This is a genomic window from Brevibacillus sp. HB1.2 (assembly GCF_013332495.1).
GTDB lineage: Bacteria > Bacillota > Bacilli > Brevibacillales > Brevibacillaceae > Brevibacillus > Brevibacillus porteri.
Map to the genome: position 1 here is coordinate 83,491 of NZ_JABMIU010000011.1, position 24,860 is coordinate 108,350.

Genomic DNA, 24,860 nt, shown 5'->3' on the forward strand with positions numbered 1-24,860 from the left:
AAATAGAAAAACTGGACAGTCGTCCAAAAAAAGAGGTGAAAAAGTGACTACCCAGAAAAAAGCCGAAGCAAAACGGGCATTTTTGATTGAGCAAGCGACTGCTTGTCTGGCTGAAAAAGGGTATGCACATGTTTCCTTGCGCGACATAGCCAAGGAATCTGGCGTCTCACTTGGCATTCTGCATTATTACTTCGCAAGCAAAGAAGAGCTTTTGCTCGCTGTCATCTCTAGCTACAAAGGACGTTTCATGGAAGAGTTGGAACGCGAAGTGATCGCAGCTCCATCTGGTGAATGGTCAGCAGCTCTAGCTCGTGTCTTGTGCCGGAGTCTACAAGAGGATCGGAAGCTGCATCGACTCTGGTATGACTTGCAGGTTCAGGCCATGTACGTTCCTGCGTTTGGTGAGCTGGTAAAAGTCATTCGGTCCCGTCTGCATCAGCTCATCTCTCGTATGCTCGTACGGTTACAGTGCGAAGAACAATCCTCATTGACCATCGACGAAGACTCCGCAATCTCCCTCATTTACTCTGCAATCGACGGATTCCTTTTTCAATTTTTGCTCGATGAGTCACAGAAGCCGGAAGAAGCGATTGCCCGTTTTGAACAGACCTTTGCCTATTTGATGCATACACTCTTCTCTTCTGAATCGAGGTGAATCATGATGGCAATCATGTCCATGCAAAATCCCGCCACTGGTGAGCTGCTTGGTTCTTTACAGGAAGCGACTCCAGAACAAGTAAAAGACGCGATGGCATGTGCGCGTCTCGCCTTTCCAGCTTGGTCCACTACATCGTTGGCTGAGCGTCTGGACTATTTGACACGGCTGCGGCACTATTTAGTCGATCACGGCGAAGAAATCGCCCGAAAAATTAGTGAGGCTACCGGAAAAGTTACATTGGAAGCGTACATGACCGAAATTTTCGTCACTGTCGACACGATTCGGTTTTATGAAAAACATGCTTATCAGATGCTTGCCGATCAGCCGGTACCAACCTCCCTCGTGCTGTGGCCGAAGAAATCGTATATCCACTACAAGCCGATGGGTGTCGTCGCGGTTATCTCTCCGTGGAATTATCCATTTCAGCTTGCCGTTATTCCCGTATTATCTGCCCTCGTAGCAGGCAATACCGTTATTTTAAAACCTTCCGAGGTGACTGCTTCTACCGGACTGCTCATGGAAGAGGTGTTTTCCGCTGTTTCTATGCCGGATGGAGTCGTTACCGTTCTGCATGGAGGACGCGAAGCTGGACAGGCGCTGGTAGCTGCTCGCCCAGATAAAATCTTTTTCACAGGCTCTGTCGCGACAGGCAAAAAAATTATGGCGGCATCATCGGAGCATTTGATCCCGGTAGAACTGGAGCTTGGCGGAAAAGACCCGATGATCGTGTTTGAAGACGCTCATCTGGAACGGGCAGCAAATGGTGCGGTATGGGGGGCTTTTACGAACTCCGGACAGGTATGTATGTCTGTTGAACGGCTTTTTGTCCATGAAAGGGTCTATCCTGAATTTCTCAAGCTGGTCACCGAAAAGACAAAAGCATTGCGCCAAAGTTATCCGAATCAGGCCGAGGTCGGTTCGATGACGTCTTCCCAACAAATCGGAATTGTCCGTGAGCATGTGAACGAAGCACTGGCTGCGGGCGCGACAGCAGTCACCGGAGGACTCCCTTCCTCTGACAGCATGTATATCGCGCCGACCATTCTCACAAACGTGACATCTGACATGAAAATCATGCGGGAAGAGACCTTTGGTCCGGTATTGCCGATCATGACTTTTGCCACCGAAGAGGAGGCTGTCCGCCTGGCTAACAGCTCACCGTACGGGCTGAATGCCTCGATATGGTCAGCCGATAAAACAAAAGCGGATCGCGTAGCTCGTCAGCTCGAAAGCGGCAATGTGTGTATCAATGACGTCATTATCAGCTACGCCAATCCCCATCTTCCTTTTGGCGGGGTCAAACAGAGTGGCATCGGCCGTTATCGCGGACCTTCCGGATTGCAAGCCTTTACGCACAGCATCTCTGTCATCCATGATCCGGGCAAACGCAAGCGTGAGTTCAATTGGTATCCGTATACGAAAGATCAGGAGCTCACCTTTGTTGGATTGACGAACCTCTTGTACGGCAAGCTCCAAAATGTAAATCGTCGGACTTTGGGTGCGATCTGGCGCGAATTCAAGCGTCTGTTCTAACCACGCCGGAATGCTATCGCTCCTTATTTCAGTGTGCCAAAACCGACGATATCCACATGAACCTTAACGTTGATTTTCGCTTTTCTATAAAGGGCGAGACCCGTTTGCCGTGTCCATTTGCCATCATATTTTTGGCGAATGCTCTCCTCGAGCTGCGCCGGGTCAACCCCTTGCTTTTGAAAACGTACCAGCATCTCCATGCTTTCCTTTTTGATTCTTTTCTCAAGTTCTTGAACCATGGTCCGAAATTGAGCCCGCTTCTCCAAATCCTTGCTGCCTGAATAGCCTACCAGCATCCCTCTTATCCGAAGCTCGATATTGATGACAGGCTTTTTCAGGCTGCCTTTGCTTCTTACCTTCGTTTTTGCTCGCACAAAATCGAAGACGACCTTTTCCGTTTGTTTTTTACCTGTCTTCGTCTCGTGCTGGAACTCGAAGCTCATACGGGGCAAGCGTTCTCTTCCCAAAAACCCCTGAACCAGCTTCCCCTCTCGCTGCGTGTACATTCCGATCATCCTGTCTACTCGAAAAAGAGCCGCCTTGATGATCTGAATCTCTCCGTTGCTGTGAATGAGATAAGGAAGATTGGGGTCCATCGTGTTGCTGGTCATCATAAAAACAAAATCGTGAATGGTCGAAAAAGACGAAAAGGCCGTTTCCACTCGCGGACGAAGCAAGTTGTTCAAATACGTGTTGATTTCCGGCCTGTGGTTATAGGTTCCTTTGATGACATCTTTCGCTTTTCCTTTTACGACGGCAATGTATACATTTTCTCCTACAATCGGATTGCGATAGAGATCAAGGATGACTTTTCCAATCCCGACTTTGCGGGCGTATTCTTCACTGAACAAAATCACACGCAATTGCGAGAGGGACATGGTCCTCTCTGCTTTTGTTGCGAGATTCAGCATTGCCTCGCTCGTCATCGAGGCATGAGTCGAGTACACCTGTGTCGATTCCTTATTTTTGGAGGGAACCGGTACCGCTACGGTGATATCTATCTTTTCACGATCCACATAATCGAAGCCCATAACCCCAATCATGGCCATGTCTTCCAGTGCCGGCCGTTCGAGTTCGCGCCCACAACCGCAAAGGCTGAGCAAGAGGATAACCGAAACAATGAGCCAGCTCGCCCTCTTCATGATACTCGCTCTCCTCTACCAAACCTCAAGGAATGCAGCAATAACAAAAAAATCGGCCACAAGATCAATCCATAGGCCATATAAACAGTCACCTTGTCATAAATGTAGCGTTGTTTTTCTACAGATAATGGCCCCACAATGAATAGAAACGAAATGATTGTCGGTACAAGTAGATGCCACAGCCTCGTCTTGTCTGCCATTTCTTCGAGGCCGGTACGCGCAACCCACAAGTATCCCGTACTCGTACTGAGAATGAGGAAGACCCAGAGACCAATCCCGAGATTTTCGATCCGCTCCAAAAAAGACAGCTCTACAGCCTTAAACAAATTCAAAATGGGATAAATGAGATTGTCCATTTGCCATTCGGAAAAATAAGACACACTCGTGAGCAGAATCATGACGTACAACAAAACAACGATCCATACCCCAATTAGCACATGCTTGTGTGCCTTGTTCTTCTCTTGGATATAGGGGTAAAAAAACAAGACCAATTCATACCCAAGCATGCTCGCGTAAGAATTGTGCACCGTTTCGGCTATACTGCGCCAATCTGTATGAAAAAGAGGAAAAATATGCATCATTCCTCCCTTTTGAAATCCGTACGGCAAAAGAAAAATCATCCAGCCCGTAAAAAAGAACGTTAGCAGGCAAAAGCGCGCGATCAATTTGATGCCGCCGTTTGTAATGTAGACCATGACTAATGTCAATCCTAGCAAGGGCAATGTGACAGTCTGATTGTTCAGCATGGAGGTTTGCACCAACCTGATATATCCTTCATTCGCAGTAGATACATTCAGAATGGCGTAGACGATAATCAGGATATTGAAACAGCCTCCCAGCCATTTTCCCAACAGCTTTTCGTGAATCCGAAAAAGATTATCCTCTGGATAGCGACGGCACAAGGCCATCATCGGGATTAGCGTTAAGCTGACGATACATCCCAGCAAAATCGGAGACCACCACAGATTGTAGCCCATTTTGCTCGCATGATGAGCCAGTCCAAGTAAATTAACCCCTACCATCGTATTCATAATCAATCCGATTACCAGGATCGGATTCAGGCTGTGAATTCTCCCTCTATCCATCTACCCTAGTCCTCCCCAACTGGCCGGACATGCTTTTGCTTTGCCCGGGACATGCGGTTGCGATTGACGATAAACCTCAATGGTGCACGTACCAGACTATTCATCAAATCAGTCCATTGACGCGGAACCCCCGGAGCCATGTACGGCGTCCCGAGTGAAGTCAGATTGAGCAAGTGCGCGAATAAAAACGCCAGTGCCAGTATCTGGCCGTACATGCCCAATGCACCTGCCATCAAGATGAAACCATAACGAACGAGCCGAATCGCATTACTCATCAAAAAATTGGGTGGCACAAAAGAAAGCAGTGCCGATACAGAAACAAGGACGATCAAGATATTACTGGCTAACCCCGCTTGTACAGACGCTGTCCCGATCACGATACCGCCAACGATACCGATGGTCTGGCCGATTTTAGTCGGCATGCGTATCCCCGCTTCCCGCAGGATCTCGATGACAAGCTCAATAATGAGCACCTCGATCATAGGCGGAAATGGCACCCGGCTGCGCGATTCAGACAAAATCGTCAGTAAAGCGGGGGGAAGCATTTCCGGATGATACGTCAAGACAGAGACGTAACTGGATGTGAGCATAATGGTGATAAATAAACCGAAAAAGCGAATCATCCGCAGCAGGCTCGCCGTTGACCAGCGATTGTAAAAGTCTTCAGGACTGCTAAACATCTCCAAAAAGGAAGTCGGACAGATCGCGGCATCCGGACTGCCATTCAGCATGATCACGATTCTACCGTCCAACAAAGCTGCTGTTGCATTGTCCGGCCGACCCGTCAAGCCAAACTGCGGGAACGGAGAGTATGGCTTGTCCTCCAGCATTTGCTTCAATATAGGCATCCCGACAAATCCGTGGTAAATGACATTGTCGATCCTTTTTTTCACGCGCTCCACATTTTCCGCGTTCGCGATATTGTCCAAATAAATCACAGCTACCTTGTTCTGCGCCTGGGTACCAATCGTGTAGCTCGATACTTTCAGATGAGGCGTAGCCAGTCTTCTCCGAAGCAAAGACAAATTGATCTCCAGCATTTCAACAAAGGAGTCTTGCGGTCCAAGGACGGTCGCCTCTGTCTCGGATTTCGTAATGGAACGGTGCGCGACCTGAAATGTATTCACATGCAGAATGAGGTCTCTTTCCAGGAAAAACAAGATGGTATGACCGCGTAGCAAGTTACTCATCAACGTCTCCATATCGTCAAGAAGACATTCCTGTGAGAAAGGAAGCGCCTGCATCGGATCTCTACCATCGGAACGCTGCAACGGAAGAAAGACATTCTCATAAATCTGGGACACATCCACCAGCGTATCGAGAAAAAAAACGTGTACCTCTTCGTCATTCATCTTCAATGACAAGCTACTGAGGTCATCCACGTTTTGCATGCATTGTTTTACCATATCGGGTGTAATTTGTTCGCTTCGCCGCGCATGAACCGAACCGATGCGCCGCTTTGCTTGTATGGCCTGTACTTGCGCTCTCCACCAATCAGTCGGCTTCACGCTAGATCCCCCCTTTTTTCAGGAAAATCTTTCTTACTTTGACCTGTCCGTGGTGATTTTATCCAAAAAAATAGAAAACGGGAGCCGTAGCCCCCGTCGAAACATCTCGTTCCCTATGAAATGATTAAGCAAACTGCTTAGATAAATTAGCCATTTCGATCGCTGCCGTTGCTGCTTCCCAGCCTTTGTTGCCTGCTTTTGTTCCCGCTCGCTCGATGGCTTGCTCGATATTATCTGTCGTCAAAACACCAAAAATAACGGGTATCCCAGTCGATAGAGATAAGGACGCAACTCCTTTTGCGGTCTCATTGCAGACGTAATCGAAGTGCGGAGTGGAGCCACGAATGACAGCTCCTAATGTAACAACCGCATCATAGCGACCGGATTCCGCCATTTTCTTAGCGATCAACGGAATTTCAAATGCCCCCGGTACCCATGCCACGTCTACCTGCTCATCTTCTACGCCATGACGCTTCAGGGCATCGAGAGCCCCTCCGACCAGCTTGCTCACGATCAATTCGTTAAAGCGTCCTGCCACAATCCCTACACGCAAACCTGTTCCAATCAAATGTCCTTCGAATGTTTTCATGCTTATTCCCTCTCCTTATCCGTGCAGATGAAGCAGGTGACCCAGCTTCTCTTGTTTTGTTGATAGGTACTTTTTGTTGTGCAGATGCTCCGGCATTTGAAGCGGCACCCGTTCTTCCACTGATAATCCGTAACCGATAAGCCCGCGGATTTTTCGTGGGTTGTTGGTCAAAAGCCGCATGCGTTGCACTCCTAGATCACGTAAAATTTGCGCACCGATACCGTAATCGCGCAGATCAGCGGCGAACCCTAGCTTTTCATTGGCCTCTACGGTATCCAAGCCTTCCTCTTGCAGCTTGTAGGCACGCAGCTTATTCAGCAAGCCAATACCTCTGCCCTCTTGGCGCATGTACAATAAAATGCCGCGTCCGCTCGCTTCGATCTGTTCCAAAGCAGCGTGTAGCTGTGGACCGCAATCGCAGCGATGAGAGCCGAAAATATCTCCTGTCAAGCACTCCGAGTGAACGCGGACGAGAATAGGCTCATCCGGTCCAATCTCTCCCTTGATGAGAGCCACATGCTCTTTTCCATCCAGCTCGTTCGTATAGGCCGCCATCCGAAAATCACCGTAGGCAGTCGGAAGCTGCACTTCGATTTCCCTTTTCACCATGGATTCCGTCCTCATCCGATACGCGATCAAGTCTGCAATCGTAATTAGCTTGAGATCAAAGCGGCGCGCGATCTCTACCAATTGCGGCAGACGTGCCATAGAGCCATCCTCGTTCATAATTTCGCAAATGACTCCCGCTGGAATGCTCCCCGCCAAGCGAGCTAAATCAACTGCCGCCTCCGTATGTCCCGCTCTGCGCAATACACCGCCAGACTTCGCGATCAACGGAAAAATATGTCCCGGTCTGCGGAAATCTTCTGCCGTCTTCTGATCGTCCAGCATCGCCAAGACCGTCAAAGAGCGCTCATGAGCGGATATCCCTGTGTGTGTACTCCCTTCATCGATGGACACGGTAAAAGCCGTTCCTTGCTTGTCTGTATTGGACTTCACCATCGGATGGAGCTGCAAGCGAGTTGCGTGCTCTTCTGTCACCGGTACGCAAACGAGTCCTCTCCCATGTGTAACCATGAAGTTGATCATTTCAGGCGTAGCCGCTTCGGCCATGCAGACAAAATCCCCTTCGTTTTCCCGATCCTCATCATCTACCACGATGACCGCCTTACCCTGACGCAAATCTTCCAATGCTTCTTCTATGCGATGAAACATGCTTTCTCCCTCCTCCTCACGCGAAGCCGTTTTCCTGCAAAAAGGCTAGACTGAGCCCGCCAGATTTTTCTGTACCGCCATGATTTTGATAGCCTAACAAACGCTCCACATATTTGCCGATAACATCTGTTTCGAGATTTACCAAGTCCCCAGGTCGTCTGTCTGCAAGACTCGTATTCGCCAGCGTATGCGGAATGATCGAAACGGTAAAACCGTTATCGTTTACGTCCACCACGGTGAGACTGATGCCGTCTATGCAAATCGATCCACGGGCAATAACATACTTCAACAGCTGCGGTTGGGCCTCCATCCGAAACACAACAGCATTCGCATTCACCTCTCGTGAAGCAACCATTCCGGTCCCATCTACATGTCCGGAGACGATATGCCCGCCAAAACGGTCACCCAGTCGCATCGCTCTCTCCAAATTCACTCGCTGCCCGCTGCGTAATTGCCGTAAGCTCGTCTTGTTCATCGTCTCTGGCATCACATCGACGCTAAACTGACGATTCGTATAAGAAGTAACCGTAAGGCAAATGCCATTGACCGAGATACTGTCCCCGAGCTTCACCCCTTCGAGTACCTGCTGTGCGCGGATGACCAGTCGACTCGCCTGCTCGTTCCCTTGAATCGATTCCAACACGCCCACTTCTTCGACCAGTCCCGTGAACATGCTCTCTCCTCCTCATTTGCTACGTCTGATCCTCCCATTGTGGGTACCCGATGATCTGTATATCACCTTTCCCGATCGGCGTGATCGAGACATTTGTCAGCGGTACCGCCTCTCCCATCGTCGCAAAGCCTTGACCACCGAATGGCGAAGGCGCGCCACTTCCTCCGATCAGCTTTAGCGCGATATGGCTCACGACCTTTTGAATCGCTCTCGCCTGCAAAAAGGAGCCATTGACTTCCTGCCCGCCTTCCACAAGCAACGAGGTAATCCCCAGCTCACCCAACGTATCCAGCACCTTTTCCACGCGAATTGGCCCTGCCGTTGTGATGACCCTTACTCCTCTTGCCACAAGCAGCTCCTGCTTTTCCCTTGGGGCTGCATCTGTCGTAAAGATCCACGTCTTCGCATCTGCATTCTGGACGACATGGGCATCCAGCGGCGTCCGTAATTGGCTGTCCAAAATCACTCGAACTGGCTGGCTTCCAAAACGCTGCTCTTCCTGGCGCGCCGTCAACAGTGGGTCATCAGTGAGAATCGTCCCAACCCCGACCAGGATCGCATCGTGCTGCCGGCGCAGTTCATGCACCTCTGCCCGAGCCTCTGCTCCAGTAATCCACCTGCTGTGTCCCGTGAACGAAGCGATTTTCCCGTCCAATGTACTGGCCGTCTTTACCGTCACAAATGGACGTCTGGTCTGAATGTAATGGAAAAAGACCTCATTGAGCATCCTCGCTTCCTCTTCGCTCACGCCCACCGCCACTTCCAGCCCTGCTGCCCGCAGCATCTCCATTCCTCGTCCCGCCACCAGCGGATTCGGGTCGAGTGTCGCTACAACAACACGACGTACATCAGCTGTAATCAACGCCTCTGCACACGGCGGTGTTTTCCCGTAATGACTGCAAGGCTCAAGCGTCACGTACGCGGTCGCACCTTGCGCTTTTTCCCCAGCCATCCGCAGTGCGTGCACCTCCGCATGGGGCTCTCCTGCCCGCAGATGTGCTCCCATTCCCACGATGGTTCCATCCTTCACAACCACAGCTCCGACCATGGGATTCGGACTGGTTTGGCCTCGTGCCGATCGTGCCAGTTCCAGCGCCAGTTCCATGTACTTGCTGTCCTGTTCCATACCGCACTCCTTTCTGTCCAGCATTCCAGCCAAGCACAACGCAAAAAGCCCTTGAAACCTCAAAGCGTTTCAGGGCATAGGGAAAGAAGCCTTACCTCATCCGTTTTTCGAAAAAAACAAATGAAGAAAGCACAAAAATCTTCTTCCATCCGGACTGTACCGTCGGCTCTGGGTTTTCACCAGATCAGTCGCTGCAAGCGTGGTCAGCGAGTCGCGGGCTCAGACGTACGTACGCCATTACCGCCGGTCAGGAATTTCACCTTGCCCTGAAGATTGTCGCTATGAGGTTTTATGAAAAATAAAAACGCCCATGAATATTATGCTCAGGGCGTTCAGAAAGAAGCCTTGTTTCTACCGTTTTTTGAAAAAACAGCGAAACAGGCCGTTCCAAATACCTTCTCCCATCCGGACTGTACCGTCGGCCTTGGATTTGCACCAAGTCAGTCGCTATCAACTGCTTACGATAGCGAGTCGCGGGCTCAGACGTGCGTTCGTCATTACCGCCGGTCGGGAATTGCACCCTACCCTGAAGGCTGGTATTCAGTTAGGCAAAGTATAGCACATTTTTCGCTATTGTCTGTAATCATTTATTGGAGAAGTGCACATTCCCCTTACTCGCACTCTTCAAGGACAGTCAGGAGTTGTTTCAAATCATTTATGTACGCCCTTGGCACAACGCCATTTTGCTCCATATCCTGCTCGTTCCCTTGATAGGCAATAAAAGCGACTTGTCCGTCACAGGCTGCCTTACCATCGATCCACGAATCCCCGATCATCGTCCAAGCTGAAACAGGCCAGCCCGGCTTGCAGCTGCGAATATAGTGAATGCCCGATGGAGATGGCTTCAAGGTCGTCATCTGCTCGCGGGCGACGATTTCGTCAAAGTAGGAGGCGATTCCCGTCTCGTTCAACGCCTCCTCTGCCGCGGCGTAGGCGTTGTTGGTCAGGATATACAAATAGTAGTTCTCTTTCAAGCGATCCAGCACTTCCACCGCATGCTTCTCCAATACAGCTCCATGCATGCCTTCCTTCTCAATCGCGGTTACTGCTTCCCACATAGCTTGTTCCAATTCACTCGTCATCTGCTCCGATTTTCTGCCAATCTCAATGAGCTGTGATGCGGTATACTTCTCCCAATCGAGAGTCGGCTCTACAATTCCATTGTTCGCCCACAGTTGAAAAATGGCCCGTTTCATCGCGGCAAAGTTGATTCGGGATTGCAGCAAGGTATTGTCCATATCGAAAATAATGCCTTTTGGATAGGATTTACTCATTTGTGGTCTCCTTTTTTAACAACTCGCCATGTCTGTTCAAGAGCAACGGTGTAGGCTTGAGCGTCGCCCGTCGGTGCCAGTTGATCATTAATCCAGAAAATCGCCGCTATATATTGCTTGCTGTCCTTCAGGCTTTGTCCAACGATCCCTCCCGGCTCTGCCCCAGCTTTTGCGAGTACGTTGTTTTCGCTTCCACAGACTACGCGAAGAACTTGAGCGCTCTCTAATCCATCCAGCAACTGACGATCATCGCTGTCTGTGAGCTTCGAGAAAAGCTGTACAGAAATGGCTTCATATGTCTGGCTCTGCCCTGTCTGATGAAAAATAGGATCGTGATCCTGCTCCATGAAAGATTGATAGTGCTCTCTACTCTCCCAAACAGTAAGAATACAAGCTTCCAACGGCTGATGCTGATTCCACCCTCCGACTTGTCCCAGAAAGCCTTTTATGTCCTCTAATGATCTCCATTTCGCTTGGGCATGGGAAAACGATTGCTTCTGATTTTCCGTTACTTTACATGTAATCCATTTGATCAGCATTTCCAAGCCTCCTACGATCTTTTACAAAAAAGGAAAAGCAACAGTTCTACACTGTCGCTCTTCTCCACACACTACGGATTTTCCTTTATTGTTCCTTTTTCTTCGGGCTAGGAAACAATGCAGAAGTAACAGGGGGTAAAGAATTTGCTGCATCAATAAATTTCTGCTTGGCTACATTACCTGAAACAACAATTATCTTTTCAGTATCAAAGTAATACAAGTAGCTATTATTCAAATGATCCTTACCTATATATGCTTCGTTGCCATTTTTTAGTAAGACTGTTTCTCGATCAGAACTGGGTGTAAACGGAAAGCGTTTATATACGGTAATCGTAACGATCTCTTTTTCGTTTGCAAACACCCAAGCATTCACTTCTTTTTCTGGAATATTCATTTTTGTTGCATTGAACTTTTCGAAAGGTAATTGTAAACCCTCTTTATCTGTAAACTCTGTATTCCCCAACAACCTTACAAGCCCATAAACTCCCCAACTAGATGAGGGATTATGTTCATACAAAAAAACAGCAAAATTGTTTTTCCCCTCTGGAGAACGTATAGCCACTATACTCTTTTCTCCAAGGGTCGTTTCGAAAATGACAGAATCCTTCTTAGGAAATTCTGTGGTTCCATCTCTAAACCCAACCTCGTATTGATGGACGACAGCTTCAGAAGGAGAAGAGACATTTTGAGGTGGATCAACAACCTTTACCCACTCCACTTCTTTTAATGCATGATCCTCCGGTTTTGGAGCTGCAGTATTATTAGGTAGCACTTTATCGTTCGGATCCTTAAGTTTATCTTCTTGGCACCCTAATAAGAGGCTGCATACAGCTAGGAGTATTATGGGTATTAGGAGTCTATTTCTCATTCTCAACTCTTCTCCTTCTTAGCAGTAATTAGAATTTTTCAGTTCTTGCTAGTTTGGCTTTGTGTTTTGGACCTATTACCTTGATTCTCTTTTTGTCTTGAATTTTGCAAGTGGGGGTTACATAGTAATGGTCTCCTTCCCAAGTCTCCGTATAAGCACCATAATCAATCCATCCCCACTCACCAGGGCCTACTGTAATGGTAGTTGACTCTTCTGTCGTCCATGTTATGCTACCGCCTATTTCGAAGCCTGCTGTCGCTTCGATTACACCCCAATTCCATTTTCCTGATCCAGTAACTTTACCTGAAATCGTAGTGCTGAAACTTAATTTCGACGTTTCAGTCAAATCTCTACTGGTTTTATTGATAACTCTCGTTCCAGAATCCCCTAGTTTGAAGCCGCTTGCTGTTCTTTTCGCTGTAAATACCCATTCACCTTGATCACACCCAGCTGTGGGTCTTACTTTACGCGCATCCCCTCTATATGACGTCGTTGATGTATTTGAGGTAACATGCGGCAAATTCGTGATTCTATTTTCATTTACGAAATTATAAATCTCGCTGTTCGGTACTTTATACTCAATTCCATCGATGTAATAATAGCCACCCTGAATATTGCCAATATTATGATCAGTTTTTGCATTTGCTTGTAATCCCCCAGAAGTTACAAGAGAAGCACCAATAATTGTAGCCATTGCTACTGAAAACAGTTTTGATTTTTTGTTCATTCCCGTTTACCTTCCTTATTTTTATATTTTTACTATTCCGGTTTATTATACCAATATTTTACAAATATTCCATAAAAATAGAGATAATTCTCACAATGTATTGTTAAGCACAAAAAACAGAGGCTATCCCAACAGTAGATATTTCTACTTGAGAACTGCCTCTGTTCTTTTCATCTACTGTTGCTCAAATTATGTGCAAACGAAAGGGACAGCCCCTTTTAGGGGTCAGATGCCGAGTTCCTATTGCTTCTTCTTGGCGCTGTCTACTTCATACGGCACATCCTTTGGAACTCCTCCAGCTGGCCAATCCTGTGCCTTTTTGGCAAAGTCTGGACGTGGCTTGGACAAGATATAGGCTGCTAGGTCCGCTGCTTCTTGATCCGTTAACGAGCCTTGCTTGATACCGCCCATTTCACCTAGAGGCATATTGCGCTGAATGTAGCCAGCAGCTTTGGAAATTCGGGCCATACCTGCACCAATATTGAAGGAGTTATCTCCCCATAGCGCTGGTCCAGAGTTTGGTCCTGTTCCTGAACCATCAGCTGCATGGCATTGCAAACACGATTTTTGAAAGAGTGCTTCTCCATTTGCCACATTCGGTTGAGGTACGCTCTTCATATCATTTTTCTCTATCCACGGACGCTCTTTAATTCCTACTGGTACATCTGTTGAGATATACGTCAGATAGGCAACCATCGCTCTCATTTCATCGCTGTTGTAAGGCAATGGCTTTCCGTTCATACTTCGTTGAAAACAACCATTAATGCGATCCTCAATGGTAAGCACTTTGCCAGACCTTGGAATGTACTGGGGATAGACTGCGGTGACACCCGTTAAAGGAGAGGTAGCATCCATTCCGGCATTCCCGTGACAGCTGGAGCAGGAGAGCTTATTCCCTGTGTATTCAGGGATCGCTGTACTCGTTTCATTCATTAACTTATGTCCATACTTAATCGATTCTCCCAATGGCCCCTCTGGTACCTTGTCCATACTAGGCGGGGTGTAGGTATCTAGATTGCTCGCTCCAGTTGCCCCACTCGCTGTTTTATCTTTGGCCTCACTCGCTGTTGGGGTGGGTTGAGCAGTCGGCTGTGTAGCGCAGCCTGCAAAAACCAGCATCGCCACTACTACCATAGACAGCTTCTTCCAGCCTGTCTTCTCTTTTTTAATCATAGGTCTCACTCCTCCATGTTGATCGTGCATTCACTACAGGAGAGTAGCAAGAGGCGTGCCATACGATAGATGCAGGAAAACGAACGGCCTAACGCTTCCGAATAGCAAGAAAAAGAAAAGACCATGCCAAAATGTCATGGTCAGTACGCGACAAAATGTCACGGTCGCAGCTCATACTCTTCAATTTTTCGGTACAGATTGCGTACGCTGATCCCCAGCTTTTCCGCTGTCTTGGTTTTGTTCCATTGCAGAACGTCCAGCACATGCTTGATATGTTCTCGCTCTACATTTTTCAGTAAAAACGCCTCTTCCTCCCCAGATTCTGCTGATGAAATAAGCTTCCTATCTGACGGGTTGTGAGGTACTGGCTGTTCGTGAGGAAAGAGATCCTTGTCGTCAATTTCCTCCCCTTTTGCCAAAACGACAGCCCGTTCGATCATATGAGCCAACTCCCGAACATTCCCAGGAAATGAGTAGGCCAAAAGAGCTGCCTGCGCTTTCACAGAAAGCGGTTTGACTGGATACTTACGCTTGAGTCGATTCAAAAAGAAAGCCGACAGTGGCAAAATGTCCTCTCTTCTCTCTATGAGAGGTGGAATCGTTATATCCATGACATGCAGCCGGAAATAAAGATCGGATCGAAACGTTCCTTCTTCCACTTTCTTCTCCAGATCAGCATTGGTAGCAGCAATGATACGAACATCCACCTTGTGCAGAATCGGGCTCCCTATTCGGCGAAATTCGCCGGTTTCCAGAAAACGGAGCAGCTTGACCTGCAAAGGAAAAGGCAAATCCCCTACTTCATCCAAAAAGAGCGTCCCCAGATGGGCAATCTCTACCAGTCCCTTTTTCTGCGCCGTTGCGCCTGTAAAAGCTCCCTTTTCGTGCCCGAACAGTTCACTTTCCAGCATCGTTTCAGGTATCGCCCCCAAATTGATCGGTACGAATGCCTCTGCTGCTCGCTCACTACATTCATAAATGAGTCTCGCGATGACATCCTTCCCTGTTCCACTTTCCCCTTTTAAGAGAACGAGAAAATCCGTGCTGGCTACTCGCCTAGCAGTTGCTAGGACCTCTTTTAGCCTCGGGCTTTCCGCAACGATTTGAAACGTCGTTTTCCCGTTTGTCGATAGCGCTTCTTTCAACTGTTGGTTTTCCTCGGTCAACAGCTGTTTTTCGACGGCCTTGGAAATCAAAACCTCCAATTCATTGAGGTTGTAAGGCTTTGTCAAATAATCATAAGCGCCGCGCTTCATCGCTTCGATAGCTGTTTCGATTGTTCCGTGTCCGGTCACAACAATGATTTGAATGGCAGGAGAGGTTTCCTTGCACCATTGCAAAAAGGAGAGGCCGTCCATCCCGGGCATTTTCAAATCAAGCAGAATGACATGAATCGTTTCGCTGGTTACTAGCTTCTGTGCGCTGATTCCGTCAGATGCTTCCAGCGTGGTATATCCCTTTCTCTTTAATCGACTGGTTAATAGATGGCGGAAATCTGCTTCGTCATCAACGATGAGTATACGTGTGTCTGCGTGCATCTTTTGTTCATTCCCCCTTTGCTGACGGCAGGATGACCGTAACAGTCGTGCCTTTGTTTGGTGTACTTTCGATCTCGATTTCTCCGCCTAAATTCGTCACAATCCCGTAGCAGACCGATAACCCGAGACCAGTCCCTTTTCCAGGAGGCTTGGTTGTATAAAACGGCTCCAAAACATGGGGCAAATCTGCTGCGGGTATACCGCATCCATCATCTCTGATCCACAGACGGAGTCGATCATTCGATGGAGAATCAGTTGCTATCTCGATATTTCCTCGCTCTGTGGTCGCGTACAGCGCATTGGTTAACAAATTGAGCACGATCTGCTGAAGTTGTCCAGGCGTAGCGAGAAGATACGGAGCAGAGGCCAACAGAGACTGGTTCACCGTTACCTGTTTGACACGTATTTCATGGGACAGAAGAATGAGAATGTCTGATAGGACTTGATGAATATCTACTTTTTCTACGGTAACGGGTGATTTCCCCGAAAAATGCAGCAATCGGGTCGTGATTTCCTTGCAACGGTTAATTTGTTTATCCATCGTGTCCAAGTATTGGGTAAGCTCTCCTGTATCCTGCAAATCTCGAATATCCTCGTCCACGAGACGGTCTCGCAAGTCTTGTCCATACACCGACAGAATACCTAATGGATTATTGATTTCATGGGCGATGCCCGACGCCAATAGTCCAATAGCAGCGAGCTTGTCCGCTTGTGCGATAGCGGCTTCTAGCTCTCGTTTCTCCGTGATGTCCTCGATGACCTCTAGAAAAGCAGACGACTCTTTCTCCGGATGCAGAGGGAAAACCTGATGTCGATAAGAACGGACACGTCCATCCTGATCGACTCTGGAGGAAATAAGGTCAGTCTGTTTTTCGTTTACCATTTGTCGCGTTCGGAGCATGCAACCACTGCATGAACTGAATTGTTGACCAATCGTCTGATGGCAGTCTTTTCCCAGGAGATTAGACGCATCCTGGAACCACGCCGACGCTGTTTGGTTAATCCAGCGAATGCGAAACGACTCATCTACGAGAATCAGCCCCATCCCCATACCACTGACGACGAGATCAAGCCGTTTCTTTTCTTCGAGAAGCTGATTGGTCTTCATCTCCAGACTTTGTGCCATTGCATTACAGGACGCTGCTAGCCTGCCAATTTCATCTGAGGTCGTCACTGGTATTCGTACGGATAAGTCGCCACCTGCGATTTTTTGCACAGCCGATTCGATCTTTTCCATTAATCGACTAAACGAGACAGAGAACACAATGCTAATCCCCAGAACGATCAGAGCGATAAATAAGGTCGTAAAGAGCAGAGATTGTTCCAATTTTGAAAAGGCAGCAAACGCCGTTTGGCTCGACTGCTCCAGCATAATGACCCAATGTGTGACCGAAGAGCGCATGGCATAGTTGACCATGACATCTCCATTGGAAGCTTGATACGTACGGATAACAGGCTTTTCCATTCGATCTGGTAGTGTCCAGGAGGGAGGAACCGCTTGTTCATAATAGGTCAAAGAGCCATCAGAAGGCTTTCCCAGCATAAACGGATCGGCAAACCTATCGCTTTTCCCATCTGTGACGAACAAATAGGCCTCGTTTTCATAGCGAGCTCGCAGTGTGACTTGTTCGAGTAACTGTTTTACATTGAGCTTTGCGTACATGCCGCCTTTTACACCGTTGGCAGATACATGAGGGATCGCGACAGTTACCAGTAGCTTCCCTTCTGCTGATCGGACAATGCTTCCGATGTATGGTTTTCCCGACTGGATCGTGGAAAGAAGTTGGGTGTCTCTCTCCTTGGGTGTGTCCTGCCTATGGTGTTTCCAGCGATTCAGCAAATACTGCGGCTCTCCATCCTGATGAAAAAGCGCGACTTCCTCCATGTAAGGTGACGTTTTCAATAACGTATTCAGCAAGAAATAAGCATCGTCATCGCTAGGGCGCTCATTGAGAAAACGCTGCTGAACCACCTGCATGGATTGGGTCGTATGTAAAAAAAGCATATCTAACTGCGCCAACGTATTTTCCACGTAGATCTGATTGGCTCTGTCTACCTCTTCTCGAACCTTTTCTTTACTGGTATTTAAATTGAAATAACCAAGAATTAGAAAAGGGATGATGGACATGCATAGCCCAAACAGGAGCATTTTTGTCTTCAGTCGATTGATGCGCGGTAGTCTGCTCCTCCTCATTTGTTCCTCACTCCATACCATTCTTGTGCCAGTGACCACTGTTGGTCGGTTACGGTAATAGGAAGCTTAGACAGGGAAGTGGCATTGATAGCTAACCGCACGTCATTCGGCCATTCGATTGACAGAGCGGTAGGAGGGACTCCATCCAACACCCGAGCCACCATATGAGCAGCCTGCATGCCTTGTGCATGAAAAGAAACGCCGTAAGCGGCATACAAACCAGCCTTCACCTGCTCGGGGTATGCGCCCATGACAAACAATTGCTTCTCGATCAAAAGAGGTAAACAATCGATAAGCGCATCTTCCAGAACGTAGCTAGGTAAAGGGAGCATGGCATCGTATTCTCCTGGAGAGAGCCCACTGAGCAACTGCTCTAAGTCTTTTGGGGAGGCAACCTGCTTCACTTGTAAGCGAATGCCAAGCGAAACAGCAGCTGATTGTGCTTCTACGATGGCTTGCTCTGTCGTAGGAGCATGAGAATCGGCAATGACCAGAAAGCGATTGGCGTCAGGCAACAAACGAGTTGTCAGCTCCAATCTTTTCCCAATGACATTCATTTGGCCATTACTGATGCCACACGTAACCGTTCCCTCAGTCTCAACAAGCGGTAGCTCTGCCATTGAGGCGACACCAATAAAAACAATCGGAACCGTCGTTGTCTCCTGTTGAATCAAAAAGGTCTCATGCGCTCCTGTCGTTACGATTACATCAGGCTTTTTTGATATCAAGTCCTGGACAAGGGAGCGCTCCTCTTCTAGCGTCTGAACCGCATTCAAATAAACGGGCACATACTGAACACGTGCGCCTTCACTGAGACCTAACGATTGCAATCCCGCCTTTAATCCCGCTACTTTATCTTTTCTATCCTCATTGGCAATCACAATTCCTATCGTGTAAAGATCGACGTCCTGTTTTTGCTGACTACTGGACCAATCGAGCAGAGTTCCTGCCACTAACAAGATGAGAAAGAGGATTTTCCTTTGTTTCTTCATAGGTATCACATCCATCTCTCATCATAGCGGCAAATGATTGCAGAAAATGTGAATAATTAACAAACCTTGGTCTCTAACGAAAAAAAACAAAAAAAGCGACAGCCAAGAGCTGCCGCTTTTTCCTATTCCGCGATTACGGAGTGCTATTCGGTACATCCCCAGGAATCCGCGGCACATCCGGCTTGCCTTCCGGGTTGTTGTACAAATACGTCGGTACATCGCCAATGATCAAGGAGTGGGTGATCGGGATTTTCGTCGTGACCGTCTGCTCCTCAGTCGCAAAAGGGATAACAATGCGCAGATCGACCTCCACAAAAATATATACCGTCGCCAGCACCATGTTGATGCCTGCTTCTTTCAGCTCTGTCTCCAGCTTGGTCTTGACCGAGCCGATGGGCACGAAAGTCACTGGCAAATTCGGCCCCATCGATGCCAAAAAGGAGTTTCCGGTAGCCAAACCAAACGGGATCGTGCGGTCTACTTTATCTTGTTCGAACTCTTGGAGCTTGTTCTGGACTCTCGCTGTTGTTTCGCCCACGATTCTCGCATATTCCTTGAAGTTGAACTGATACGCCTGAATCTGCCCCTCGTTGTTCTTCTCGATTTTGACAATCTGATTGAAGTCGACGCCTTGCTGTGAAATCCGCTTGGTTACGGCATCTGTTATCGCTTCTTTCGCCAATTGTTCAGCTTTTTGCGTAGCCAGGATCAAGAGAGTAGGCTCCAATCGATTTTGCAAAAACACAAGTGTCTGTATCGTCAAAACAAAAAAGATAACCAACGCGATCAAAAACGCTTTCGTACGTGAAAGCGGGTTTCTCCAACGCCGCCGGGGTCGAAATACGGCCAATCCCGACACCTCCCAACTGGTACATCCTATGGCTAGAAGGTGAAAAAAAGACTACGTGTATCAGGAGACCGATTTCGATTTTTTGGGAGAAATAACAAGGTACAAGCCAAATCCGATCAGCCCTGCGACAAACATCAATTGAGCAAAGACCAGCATCCCCAATAAAGTGAAGGCACCCGCCAAGAATGGAGCCATGAGAAAACCAGCGAAGTACCCGCTTCGACTCAAGAGCCCCTGCACCCCCATCACCTTGCCGCGCAGCTCATTTTGGGCTTGTTGCAAAAGTGTGCTCTCATAAACCTGTGCTGCGCCGGAAAATAGACCCGCGAAAATCAAGAGCAATAGCACAGCCACAGCATGGTTTGCCGCGAATGCACCTACAATCCCCACGGAAAAAACAGCATAAGCAGCGAGCATCCCATTCACCAACTTCACCTGCAAACGAGCTGCCACATAGGAGCCAATCAAACCTCCGACGCTCATCGCCGTCCACATCAATCCGTGCAAGGTAGCGTCACTACCGCGCAACTGATCCGCCAAAAAAGGCAACCCGTAATTATACGCAGATGTACTCAGCGATACGAGAAAAGCTAACAGACTAATCGTCAGAAGTACGGGTGTGTCCCGCAAGTAACGAAGGGTGACACGAAAGCCACTCGTTGCTTTTCCTCTGATATCCGCGTCAGATGAAGTAGCAAGCGCAGCATTCTCCTTCTCCTCCCAACGAAGTTTCGTCAGAATCCATGCAGAGAAAAGAAAGCTGGCAGCATCCAAAGCGATCACAATCGTATAACCATAGTGATCTGTCAGCCATCCTCCCAGCATGAAGCCCATGATGCCTACCAATGACTCCAGCCTGACCTTTAATCCATTGACCTGAACCAGTTGCTCACTCCCAAATATTTGTGGCAAGGATGCCTGAAAGCTAATATGAAACAGCGTATACAGCATTCCATTGAGAAAAGCCGCTGCGATTAATAGATACGGTGTCGGATAAAATGCGATGGCCAAAATAGCAAGACCGGCCCCCAAGTCGCTTACGATCATGGTACGCCTTCTGTCCATTCGATCAGCCAACATGCCTGCCAGAGGACTAAACAGCATCCCCCCTAGCTGTCTTGCAACGAAAAAAGCAGTCATCCAATAAGCACTATGTTCAAATGTAAAAATCAACGCGCTACACGCAATCAAATTCATCCGTGATCCCAAGGAGGACAACGCATTGACATACAAATACCATTTCATATTCATCTACATCCAAACCTCCCGATCATGACAGGTGGTTTGAATCAACGCCCCCCTCTAGTGGGTGCGTACACTGATTATGGCAGTTGACATGCGCATGCCTCCTCTTGAATGAAAATCAAAAAAAGCTTATGTTACTCGAAACATTCGGAAGGGGGACGTTCCCCAAATCGTCCTGTACGGCATTTATTGCCGTACTTCCATAATAGGTGGTGGGCCAGCAGATTGTCGATAGCACAAAAAAGGACGCTTTTTCTTTAAAAGCGCCCTAAATTCAAGTAATCCTGTTGATTTACAATGTAATAATAATGGTAAATAATTCCCTTTTGGACGAGCTCAGGCTATCACTACTCTTGAAATTTGATCATATGGTGTAGGAAGTATGACTTTCGTTTGGGAGGTTTTTTATGAATCTGGAACGTCTGGAACAAGCATTTGGGTCCCTCGTTTCACCTACTCCTGCCCAGCTTAGACACGCTCTCATTTCCTTGTCTCCCTGCATGGAACAACTCGGTCCATACATCCCGGAGCCACTAAACCTGCCCTATGGACGCAAAGTATTATTCTCCACGCCACATGTAGAGGTTGTCTTGATCCATCTACCGACAGATCAGGAATCCATTCCCCATAATCACGGTGACTCTTTTGGATGGGAATTGGTAGTCTCAGGTACGCTAACGAATATGATTTATGTCCAAACGAATAATGAAAATGAAGTACAACGAGCACAAACCACTCATGTCAGTACGGGTGAATACTATTTTGTAGAGCCTGGGGAAATCCACGCTATTCGCAACAATGGACAAAGTCCGGTTGTTTCCCTAAACGTCTACAGTCCTCCATTGCGTAATTGCCGCCACTATTGTTCCCTTTGAACTAAAAAACTTACTATTTTTTACAGGTTTTCCGTTATTTCCGATAGTTCATCCGCAGAGCTGGCTACCTGTGCCACCGCTTGGTTCATATCTTCCATGACTTTGAAGAAGTTTTCCAGCTCCCGCTGAATCCGTGAGCTCTGTTCTTTACTGTCTGAGACAGCGCTCATGATTCCTTCAAAAAAGGCATTCGTCTCGTTTACTACCGCAGTGCTCGATTGGACCAGCGCCTGAATTTCTACCACGACAGACGAGAGGACCACTGTCTGTTGGTTCGTCTTCTCGATCAGCTCACGCACACCGAAAACCGACTTTTTGGTCTGTTCTGCCAGCTTGCGTACCTCATCAGCTACGACGGCAAATCCGCGTCCCTGTTCGCCCGCACGTGCTGCTTCAATCGCAGCATTTAGCGCCAAAAGATTCGTCTGCTCAGCAATTGCCGTCACGACCTCTACAATCCCTTGGATTTTTTCTGCGTTTTTCTCCATCGCGTTCATTTCTTCCGAGATTTGCTTGACGCTGCTCTGAATCAAGCACATTTGTTCCTGTTGTTTTTCCAGCTTTTCTTTGCCTTCACGGGACAGGTCTTGTGCTTTCGTGGAAAAGCCCGTGCCATTTTCAGCAAAACGAAGCACTTCTCTCGACTGTTCTGTCAATTGTACAACAGACGCGCTGTTTTCTTCTGAGACCGCTGCCAGCTCATGCGCAGAATTGGTCAGGAGGGTTCGCAGCTCGTCCTTTTTGTCTTGTTCCGCTCGCCGCGCCTTTTCATGCTCGTTTTCATATTCCTCCAGCACAATTTGCTGTTCGATGCTGAGAATCTTCGTGACGACCGTGAGGGCTTGTACGAATTCGTCCTTGTCCGCGATATTTTTATGCAAGAGATCAATCAAGGAAACCATCATGTTTTGAAATGCACTCAAGTACCATTTTGGTTCCAAGCCTATTCGCATATGAATAACCGCAATTCTACTGCGCTGTTCAATGTAAGCGCTGTCGATGCGTCCGCTAAACATTTCGCAGATATGGCGGTTCAACGTTAATTTCAACCGTTCAATCGTACTGTTTTGGTTTACAATCTTCATTAAAAGCGGTTCTTTTTCAATACTGGTATAAAAATAGTCGACAATAGCGTCAATATTTTGAATGATAAGTGGCTGAAGTGCTTTCACAATGGCCAATTCTTCTTCGGTCAAATTGATCATTGCTAGTTGCTTCGCGAGGGTACTTTTCCCTACAATGTGCACTTCCCCCTTTTCCTTCACCCCCTGAAAAAAAGATTCACTTTTTCCTTTCCCTTTCAAACCAAAAAAGGTGGAAAACGGACATGTGCTCATAGCCTGAACTCCTTTTATCCGAGTACATATATCTCTGAAATATCCTTTCAATTATATACCCCTTTGCAAACGGGTGTAAACCGCCCACATGGGCTATGGGCGGTTGTTTGAGCCTAGCAAACACCTACATTTCCGCTTTCCTCACGACTGCCCGTTGCAGCTTCCAGCTTGTCTTGTCCCACTTCCAGTACGACTCCACATACGCGATCGTATCCGCATTGGCTACACCGCTGACTCTTTGTTCTCCTTTTAATTCACAAATACCATCACGATTCTCATCGATGGGCATGAGTACGCTGAACGTGTTAGGCATGACCTCTACTGGAGAAACTAGCTTCCCGTTCTTGTATACTCCATTTTCTTCATAGATTTTTTTGCGATCTGACAAATCCAGAACGACAGTCTCCCCCGTCTCCTTGATCGTCAATGACACTTTGTATTGATCCTGGTAGGAGCCCGAAATCGTCAAGGGCTGAGGAACAGGCAGAATCGCCGGCTTATTGTCCTTGTCTGCGAACAAATAAAACTCAGACGTCCCTGCACTACCCCCAGTGGGCGCCTGAAGTAAAATTTGTTGCACACCCCCGCCGGTAAAATCACAAAAGAACATCTCCGGCTGATAAGCGCCATACGGTGTTGTAAAAAAGGTTGTTTTTTTCGCAACGGGATCTTGAACCATGATTTTTAGGTGCTCGAAGTAAGGACTGTCTGCCGCAAACCTCTTTCCTAGCAACGTAACGAAATCCGGCCGACCATCGCCTGTCACATCCTGCCGTTTGATCTGGATTTGCTCGAACACAGTTGGAGGAGGCTGTACGTCTCTCCCCTCCAAGGCAAGAGCGACTTGTCCCCACCCGGCTCCTGTCAACATCCATACGATACAGCCAATCATACCTACCCTCTTGTTTGTCCACATATCGATACATCCACCTTTTCATCTGTTCAGCTTACCTGTAGTATGCAAAAAATGGCTTTGGTCAAACCGCTCGAAACGGTAAAATAAGAGAGAGGGATCGCAGAAAGTGAGGAACACTATGGCAATGAAACGTGCGGTATTATTTGGAGCGACCGGACTCGTCGGCCGTGCATTGCTACAACATCTCTTAAAAGATGACGCATATGGAAAAATCATCGCTGTCGTCCGCAACGCGCTCCCTTTCACGCATCCTCGCTTGCAGACAGTCGTCATTGACTTTCGTCAGTTGGGGGATTGCCGACAGTTTTTAGAAGGAGCAGACATCTTTTGCTGCTTGGGGACAACCATGAAAAAGGCTGGTAGTCGCGAGGCGTTTCGCACAGTGGATTATCAGTACCCGCTCGAAATTGCTCGATTGGCAAAAAAAGAAGGAGCCAGCCAGTTTCTCATCATCACAGCAATCGGCGCAAATAGCCGATCCGTCTTTTTCTATAATCGTGTAAAAGGTGAGCTGGAGGAAGCACTGCGCGAGTTGGCGCTTCCGAGTCTGCATTTGTTCCACCCTTCCCTTTTACTGGGCCCGCGACAGGAACACCGGCGATCGGAAGAGCTCGGTGCGAAGCTATCACACTCACTTTCGTTTCTCTGGATCGGACCGTTACGCGCCTATCAACCTGTCACTGCAACAGATGTCGCAGGAGCCATGCATCACATCGCCTCTCTTGGACTGGCAGGTGCGCATGTGTACGAATCAAGGGAATTACCACAGTTAGCCGCAGCGGGAAAAAGGACGAGTTGACGTT

Annotated in this window: 23 protein-coding genes and 2 riboswitches; of the genes, 4 read left to right on the top strand and 19 right to left on the bottom strand. The window is 48.0% G+C overall.

Annotated elements, in window-relative coordinates:
• Window positions 1-43 precede the first annotated feature (43 nt).
• Complete coding sequence (locus HPY28_RS21960; RefSeq protein WP_174231403.1) at window positions 44-655, top strand: TetR/AcrR family transcriptional regulator; 612 nt, start codon at window positions 44-46, stop codon at window positions 653-655.
• Between the two features lie 3 nt (window positions 656-658).
• Window positions 659-2,191: an aldehyde dehydrogenase family protein gene (locus tag HPY28_RS21965; protein ID WP_174231404.1), complete on the top strand. Its 1,533-nt coding sequence runs from the start codon at window positions 659-661 to the stop codon at window positions 2,189-2,191.
• 23 nt (window positions 2,192-2,214) lie between these two features.
• On the opposite strand, the gene HPY28_RS21970 is transcribed toward HPY28_RS21965, so the two are convergent.
• The 17 genes from HPY28_RS21970 to HPY28_RS22050 form a co-directional block, all read right to left on the bottom strand.
• Complete coding sequence (locus HPY28_RS21970; RefSeq protein WP_173622937.1) at window positions 2,215-3,333, bottom strand: Ger(x)C family spore germination protein; 1,119 nt, start codon at window positions 3,331-3,333, stop codon at window positions 2,215-2,217.
• Complete coding sequence (locus HPY28_RS21975; protein WP_174231405.1) at window positions 3,330-4,418, bottom strand: GerAB/ArcD/ProY family transporter; 1,089 nt, start codon at window positions 4,416-4,418, stop codon at window positions 3,330-3,332. The genes HPY28_RS21970 and HPY28_RS21975 overlap by 4 nt, the downstream gene beginning before the upstream one ends.
• A 5-nt stretch (window positions 4,419-4,423) precedes the next feature.
• Entirely contained in the window at window positions 4,424-5,926 is a 1,503-nt protein-coding gene (locus HPY28_RS21980) for a spore germination protein (RefSeq protein WP_017251384.1), read from the bottom strand.
• A 124-nt stretch (window positions 5,927-6,050) separates the two neighbouring features.
• Window positions 6,051-6,515, bottom strand: coding sequence for a 6,7-dimethyl-8-ribityllumazine synthase (gene ribH / locus HPY28_RS21985; protein ID WP_017251385.1), 465 nt, complete (start codon window positions 6,513-6,515; stop codon window positions 6,051-6,053).
• 15 nt (window positions 6,516-6,530) lie between these two features.
• Window positions 6,531-7,730, bottom strand: a complete 1,200-nt coding sequence (locus HPY28_RS21990; RefSeq protein ID WP_173622934.1) for a bifunctional 3,4-dihydroxy-2-butanone-4-phosphate synthase/GTP cyclohydrolase II — start codon at window positions 7,728-7,730, stop codon at window positions 6,531-6,533.
• A 16-nt stretch (window positions 7,731-7,746) separates the two neighbouring features.
• The gene (locus HPY28_RS21995; RefSeq protein ID WP_173622933.1) at window positions 7,747-8,403 is read right to left on the bottom strand and encodes a riboflavin synthase; all 657 of its coding nucleotides are present in this window, start codon (window positions 8,401-8,403) and stop codon (window positions 7,747-7,749) included.
• Window positions 8,404-8,422: 19 nt separating this feature from the next.
• Window positions 8,423-9,529, bottom strand: a complete 1,107-nt coding sequence (gene ribD, locus HPY28_RS22000; RefSeq protein WP_174231406.1) for a bifunctional diaminohydroxyphosphoribosylaminopyrimidine deaminase/5-amino-6-(5-phosphoribosylamino)uracil reductase RibD — start codon at window positions 9,527-9,529, stop codon at window positions 8,423-8,425.
• 133 nt (window positions 9,530-9,662) lie between these two features.
• Window positions 9,663-9,807: riboswitch (FMN riboswitch) on the bottom strand.
• 111 nt (window positions 9,808-9,918) lie between these two features.
• Window positions 9,919-10,067: riboswitch (FMN riboswitch) on the bottom strand.
• A gap of 73 nt (window positions 10,068-10,140) precedes the next feature.
• Window positions 10,141-10,803, bottom strand: a complete 663-nt coding sequence (locus HPY28_RS22005) for an HAD family hydrolase (protein WP_017251389.1) — start codon at window positions 10,801-10,803, stop codon at window positions 10,141-10,143.
• Window positions 10,800-11,342 carry a YdbC family protein gene (locus tag HPY28_RS22010; RefSeq protein WP_174231407.1) on the bottom strand — a complete coding sequence of 181 codons (543 nt, stop codon included), beginning with the start codon at window positions 11,340-11,342 and terminating at the stop codon, window positions 10,800-10,802. Before HPY28_RS22010 ends, HPY28_RS22005 begins: the two co-directional genes overlap by 4 nt.
• An 85-nt stretch (window positions 11,343-11,427) precedes the next feature.
• Window positions 11,428-12,210, bottom strand: a complete 783-nt coding sequence (locus tag HPY28_RS22015; protein ID WP_174231408.1) for a hypothetical protein — start codon at window positions 12,208-12,210, stop codon at window positions 11,428-11,430.
• A gap of 28 nt (window positions 12,211-12,238) precedes the next feature.
• On the bottom strand, window positions 12,239-12,937 hold the full coding sequence (locus tag HPY28_RS22020; protein ID WP_174231409.1) for a hypothetical protein: 699 nt from the start codon (window positions 12,935-12,937) through the stop codon (window positions 12,239-12,241).
• 240 nt (window positions 12,938-13,177) lie between these two features.
• On the bottom strand, window positions 13,178-14,110 hold the full coding sequence (locus HPY28_RS22025) for a c-type cytochrome (protein ID WP_174225580.1): 933 nt from the start codon (window positions 14,108-14,110) through the stop codon (window positions 13,178-13,180).
• Window positions 14,111-14,268: 158 nt separating this feature from the next.
• Entirely contained in the window at window positions 14,269-15,648 is a 1,380-nt protein-coding gene (locus tag HPY28_RS22030; RefSeq protein WP_174231410.1) for a sigma-54-dependent transcriptional regulator, read from the bottom strand.
• Between the two features lie 7 nt (window positions 15,649-15,655).
• Complete coding sequence (locus HPY28_RS22035; RefSeq protein ID WP_174231411.1) at window positions 15,656-17,842, bottom strand: sensor histidine kinase; 2,187 nt, start codon at window positions 17,840-17,842, stop codon at window positions 15,656-15,658.
• Window positions 17,839-18,834, bottom strand: a complete 996-nt coding sequence (locus tag HPY28_RS22040) for an ABC transporter substrate-binding protein (RefSeq protein ID WP_174231412.1) — start codon at window positions 18,832-18,834, stop codon at window positions 17,839-17,841. Before HPY28_RS22040 ends, HPY28_RS22035 begins: the two co-directional genes overlap by 4 nt.
• 133 nt (window positions 18,835-18,967) lie before the next feature.
• Entirely contained in the window at window positions 18,968-19,693 is a 726-nt protein-coding gene (gene yunB / locus HPY28_RS22045) for a sporulation protein YunB (RefSeq protein WP_174231413.1), read from the bottom strand.
• A gap of 51 nt (window positions 19,694-19,744) precedes the next feature.
• Window positions 19,745-20,935 carry an MFS transporter gene (locus tag HPY28_RS22050; protein ID WP_174231414.1) on the bottom strand — a complete coding sequence of 397 codons (1,191 nt, stop codon included), beginning with the start codon at window positions 20,933-20,935 and terminating at the stop codon, window positions 19,745-19,747.
• Window positions 20,936-21,336: 401 nt separating this feature from the next.
• Between HPY28_RS22050 and HPY28_RS22055 the strand changes: the two genes are divergently transcribed.
• Window positions 21,337-21,804 (top strand): cysteine dioxygenase, encoded by a 468-nt coding sequence (locus tag HPY28_RS22055; RefSeq protein WP_173622925.1) that lies wholly within the window; start codon window positions 21,337-21,339, stop codon window positions 21,802-21,804.
• Window positions 21,805-21,824: 20 nt separating this feature from the next.
• Here the strand turns inward: HPY28_RS22055 and HPY28_RS22060 are convergent, their stop codons facing one another.
• Both HPY28_RS22060 and HPY28_RS22065 read right to left on the bottom strand, forming a co-directional pair.
• Entirely contained in the window at window positions 21,825-23,141 is a 1,317-nt protein-coding gene (locus HPY28_RS22060; protein ID WP_174231415.1) for a globin-coupled sensor protein, read from the bottom strand.
• A gap of 124 nt (window positions 23,142-23,265) precedes the next feature.
• A complete protein-coding gene (locus tag HPY28_RS22065) occupies window positions 23,266-24,057 on the bottom strand; it encodes a hypothetical protein (RefSeq protein WP_174231416.1) in 792 nt (263 codons plus the stop codon).
• Window positions 24,058-24,175: 118 nt separating this feature from the next.
• Between HPY28_RS22065 and HPY28_RS22070 the strand changes: the two genes are divergently transcribed.
• The gene (locus HPY28_RS22070) at window positions 24,176-24,856 is read left to right on the top strand and encodes an NAD(P)H-binding protein (protein ID WP_174231417.1); all 681 of its coding nucleotides are present in this window, start codon (window positions 24,176-24,178) and stop codon (window positions 24,854-24,856) included.
• The last annotated feature ends 4 nt before the right edge of the window (window positions 24,857-24,860 follow it).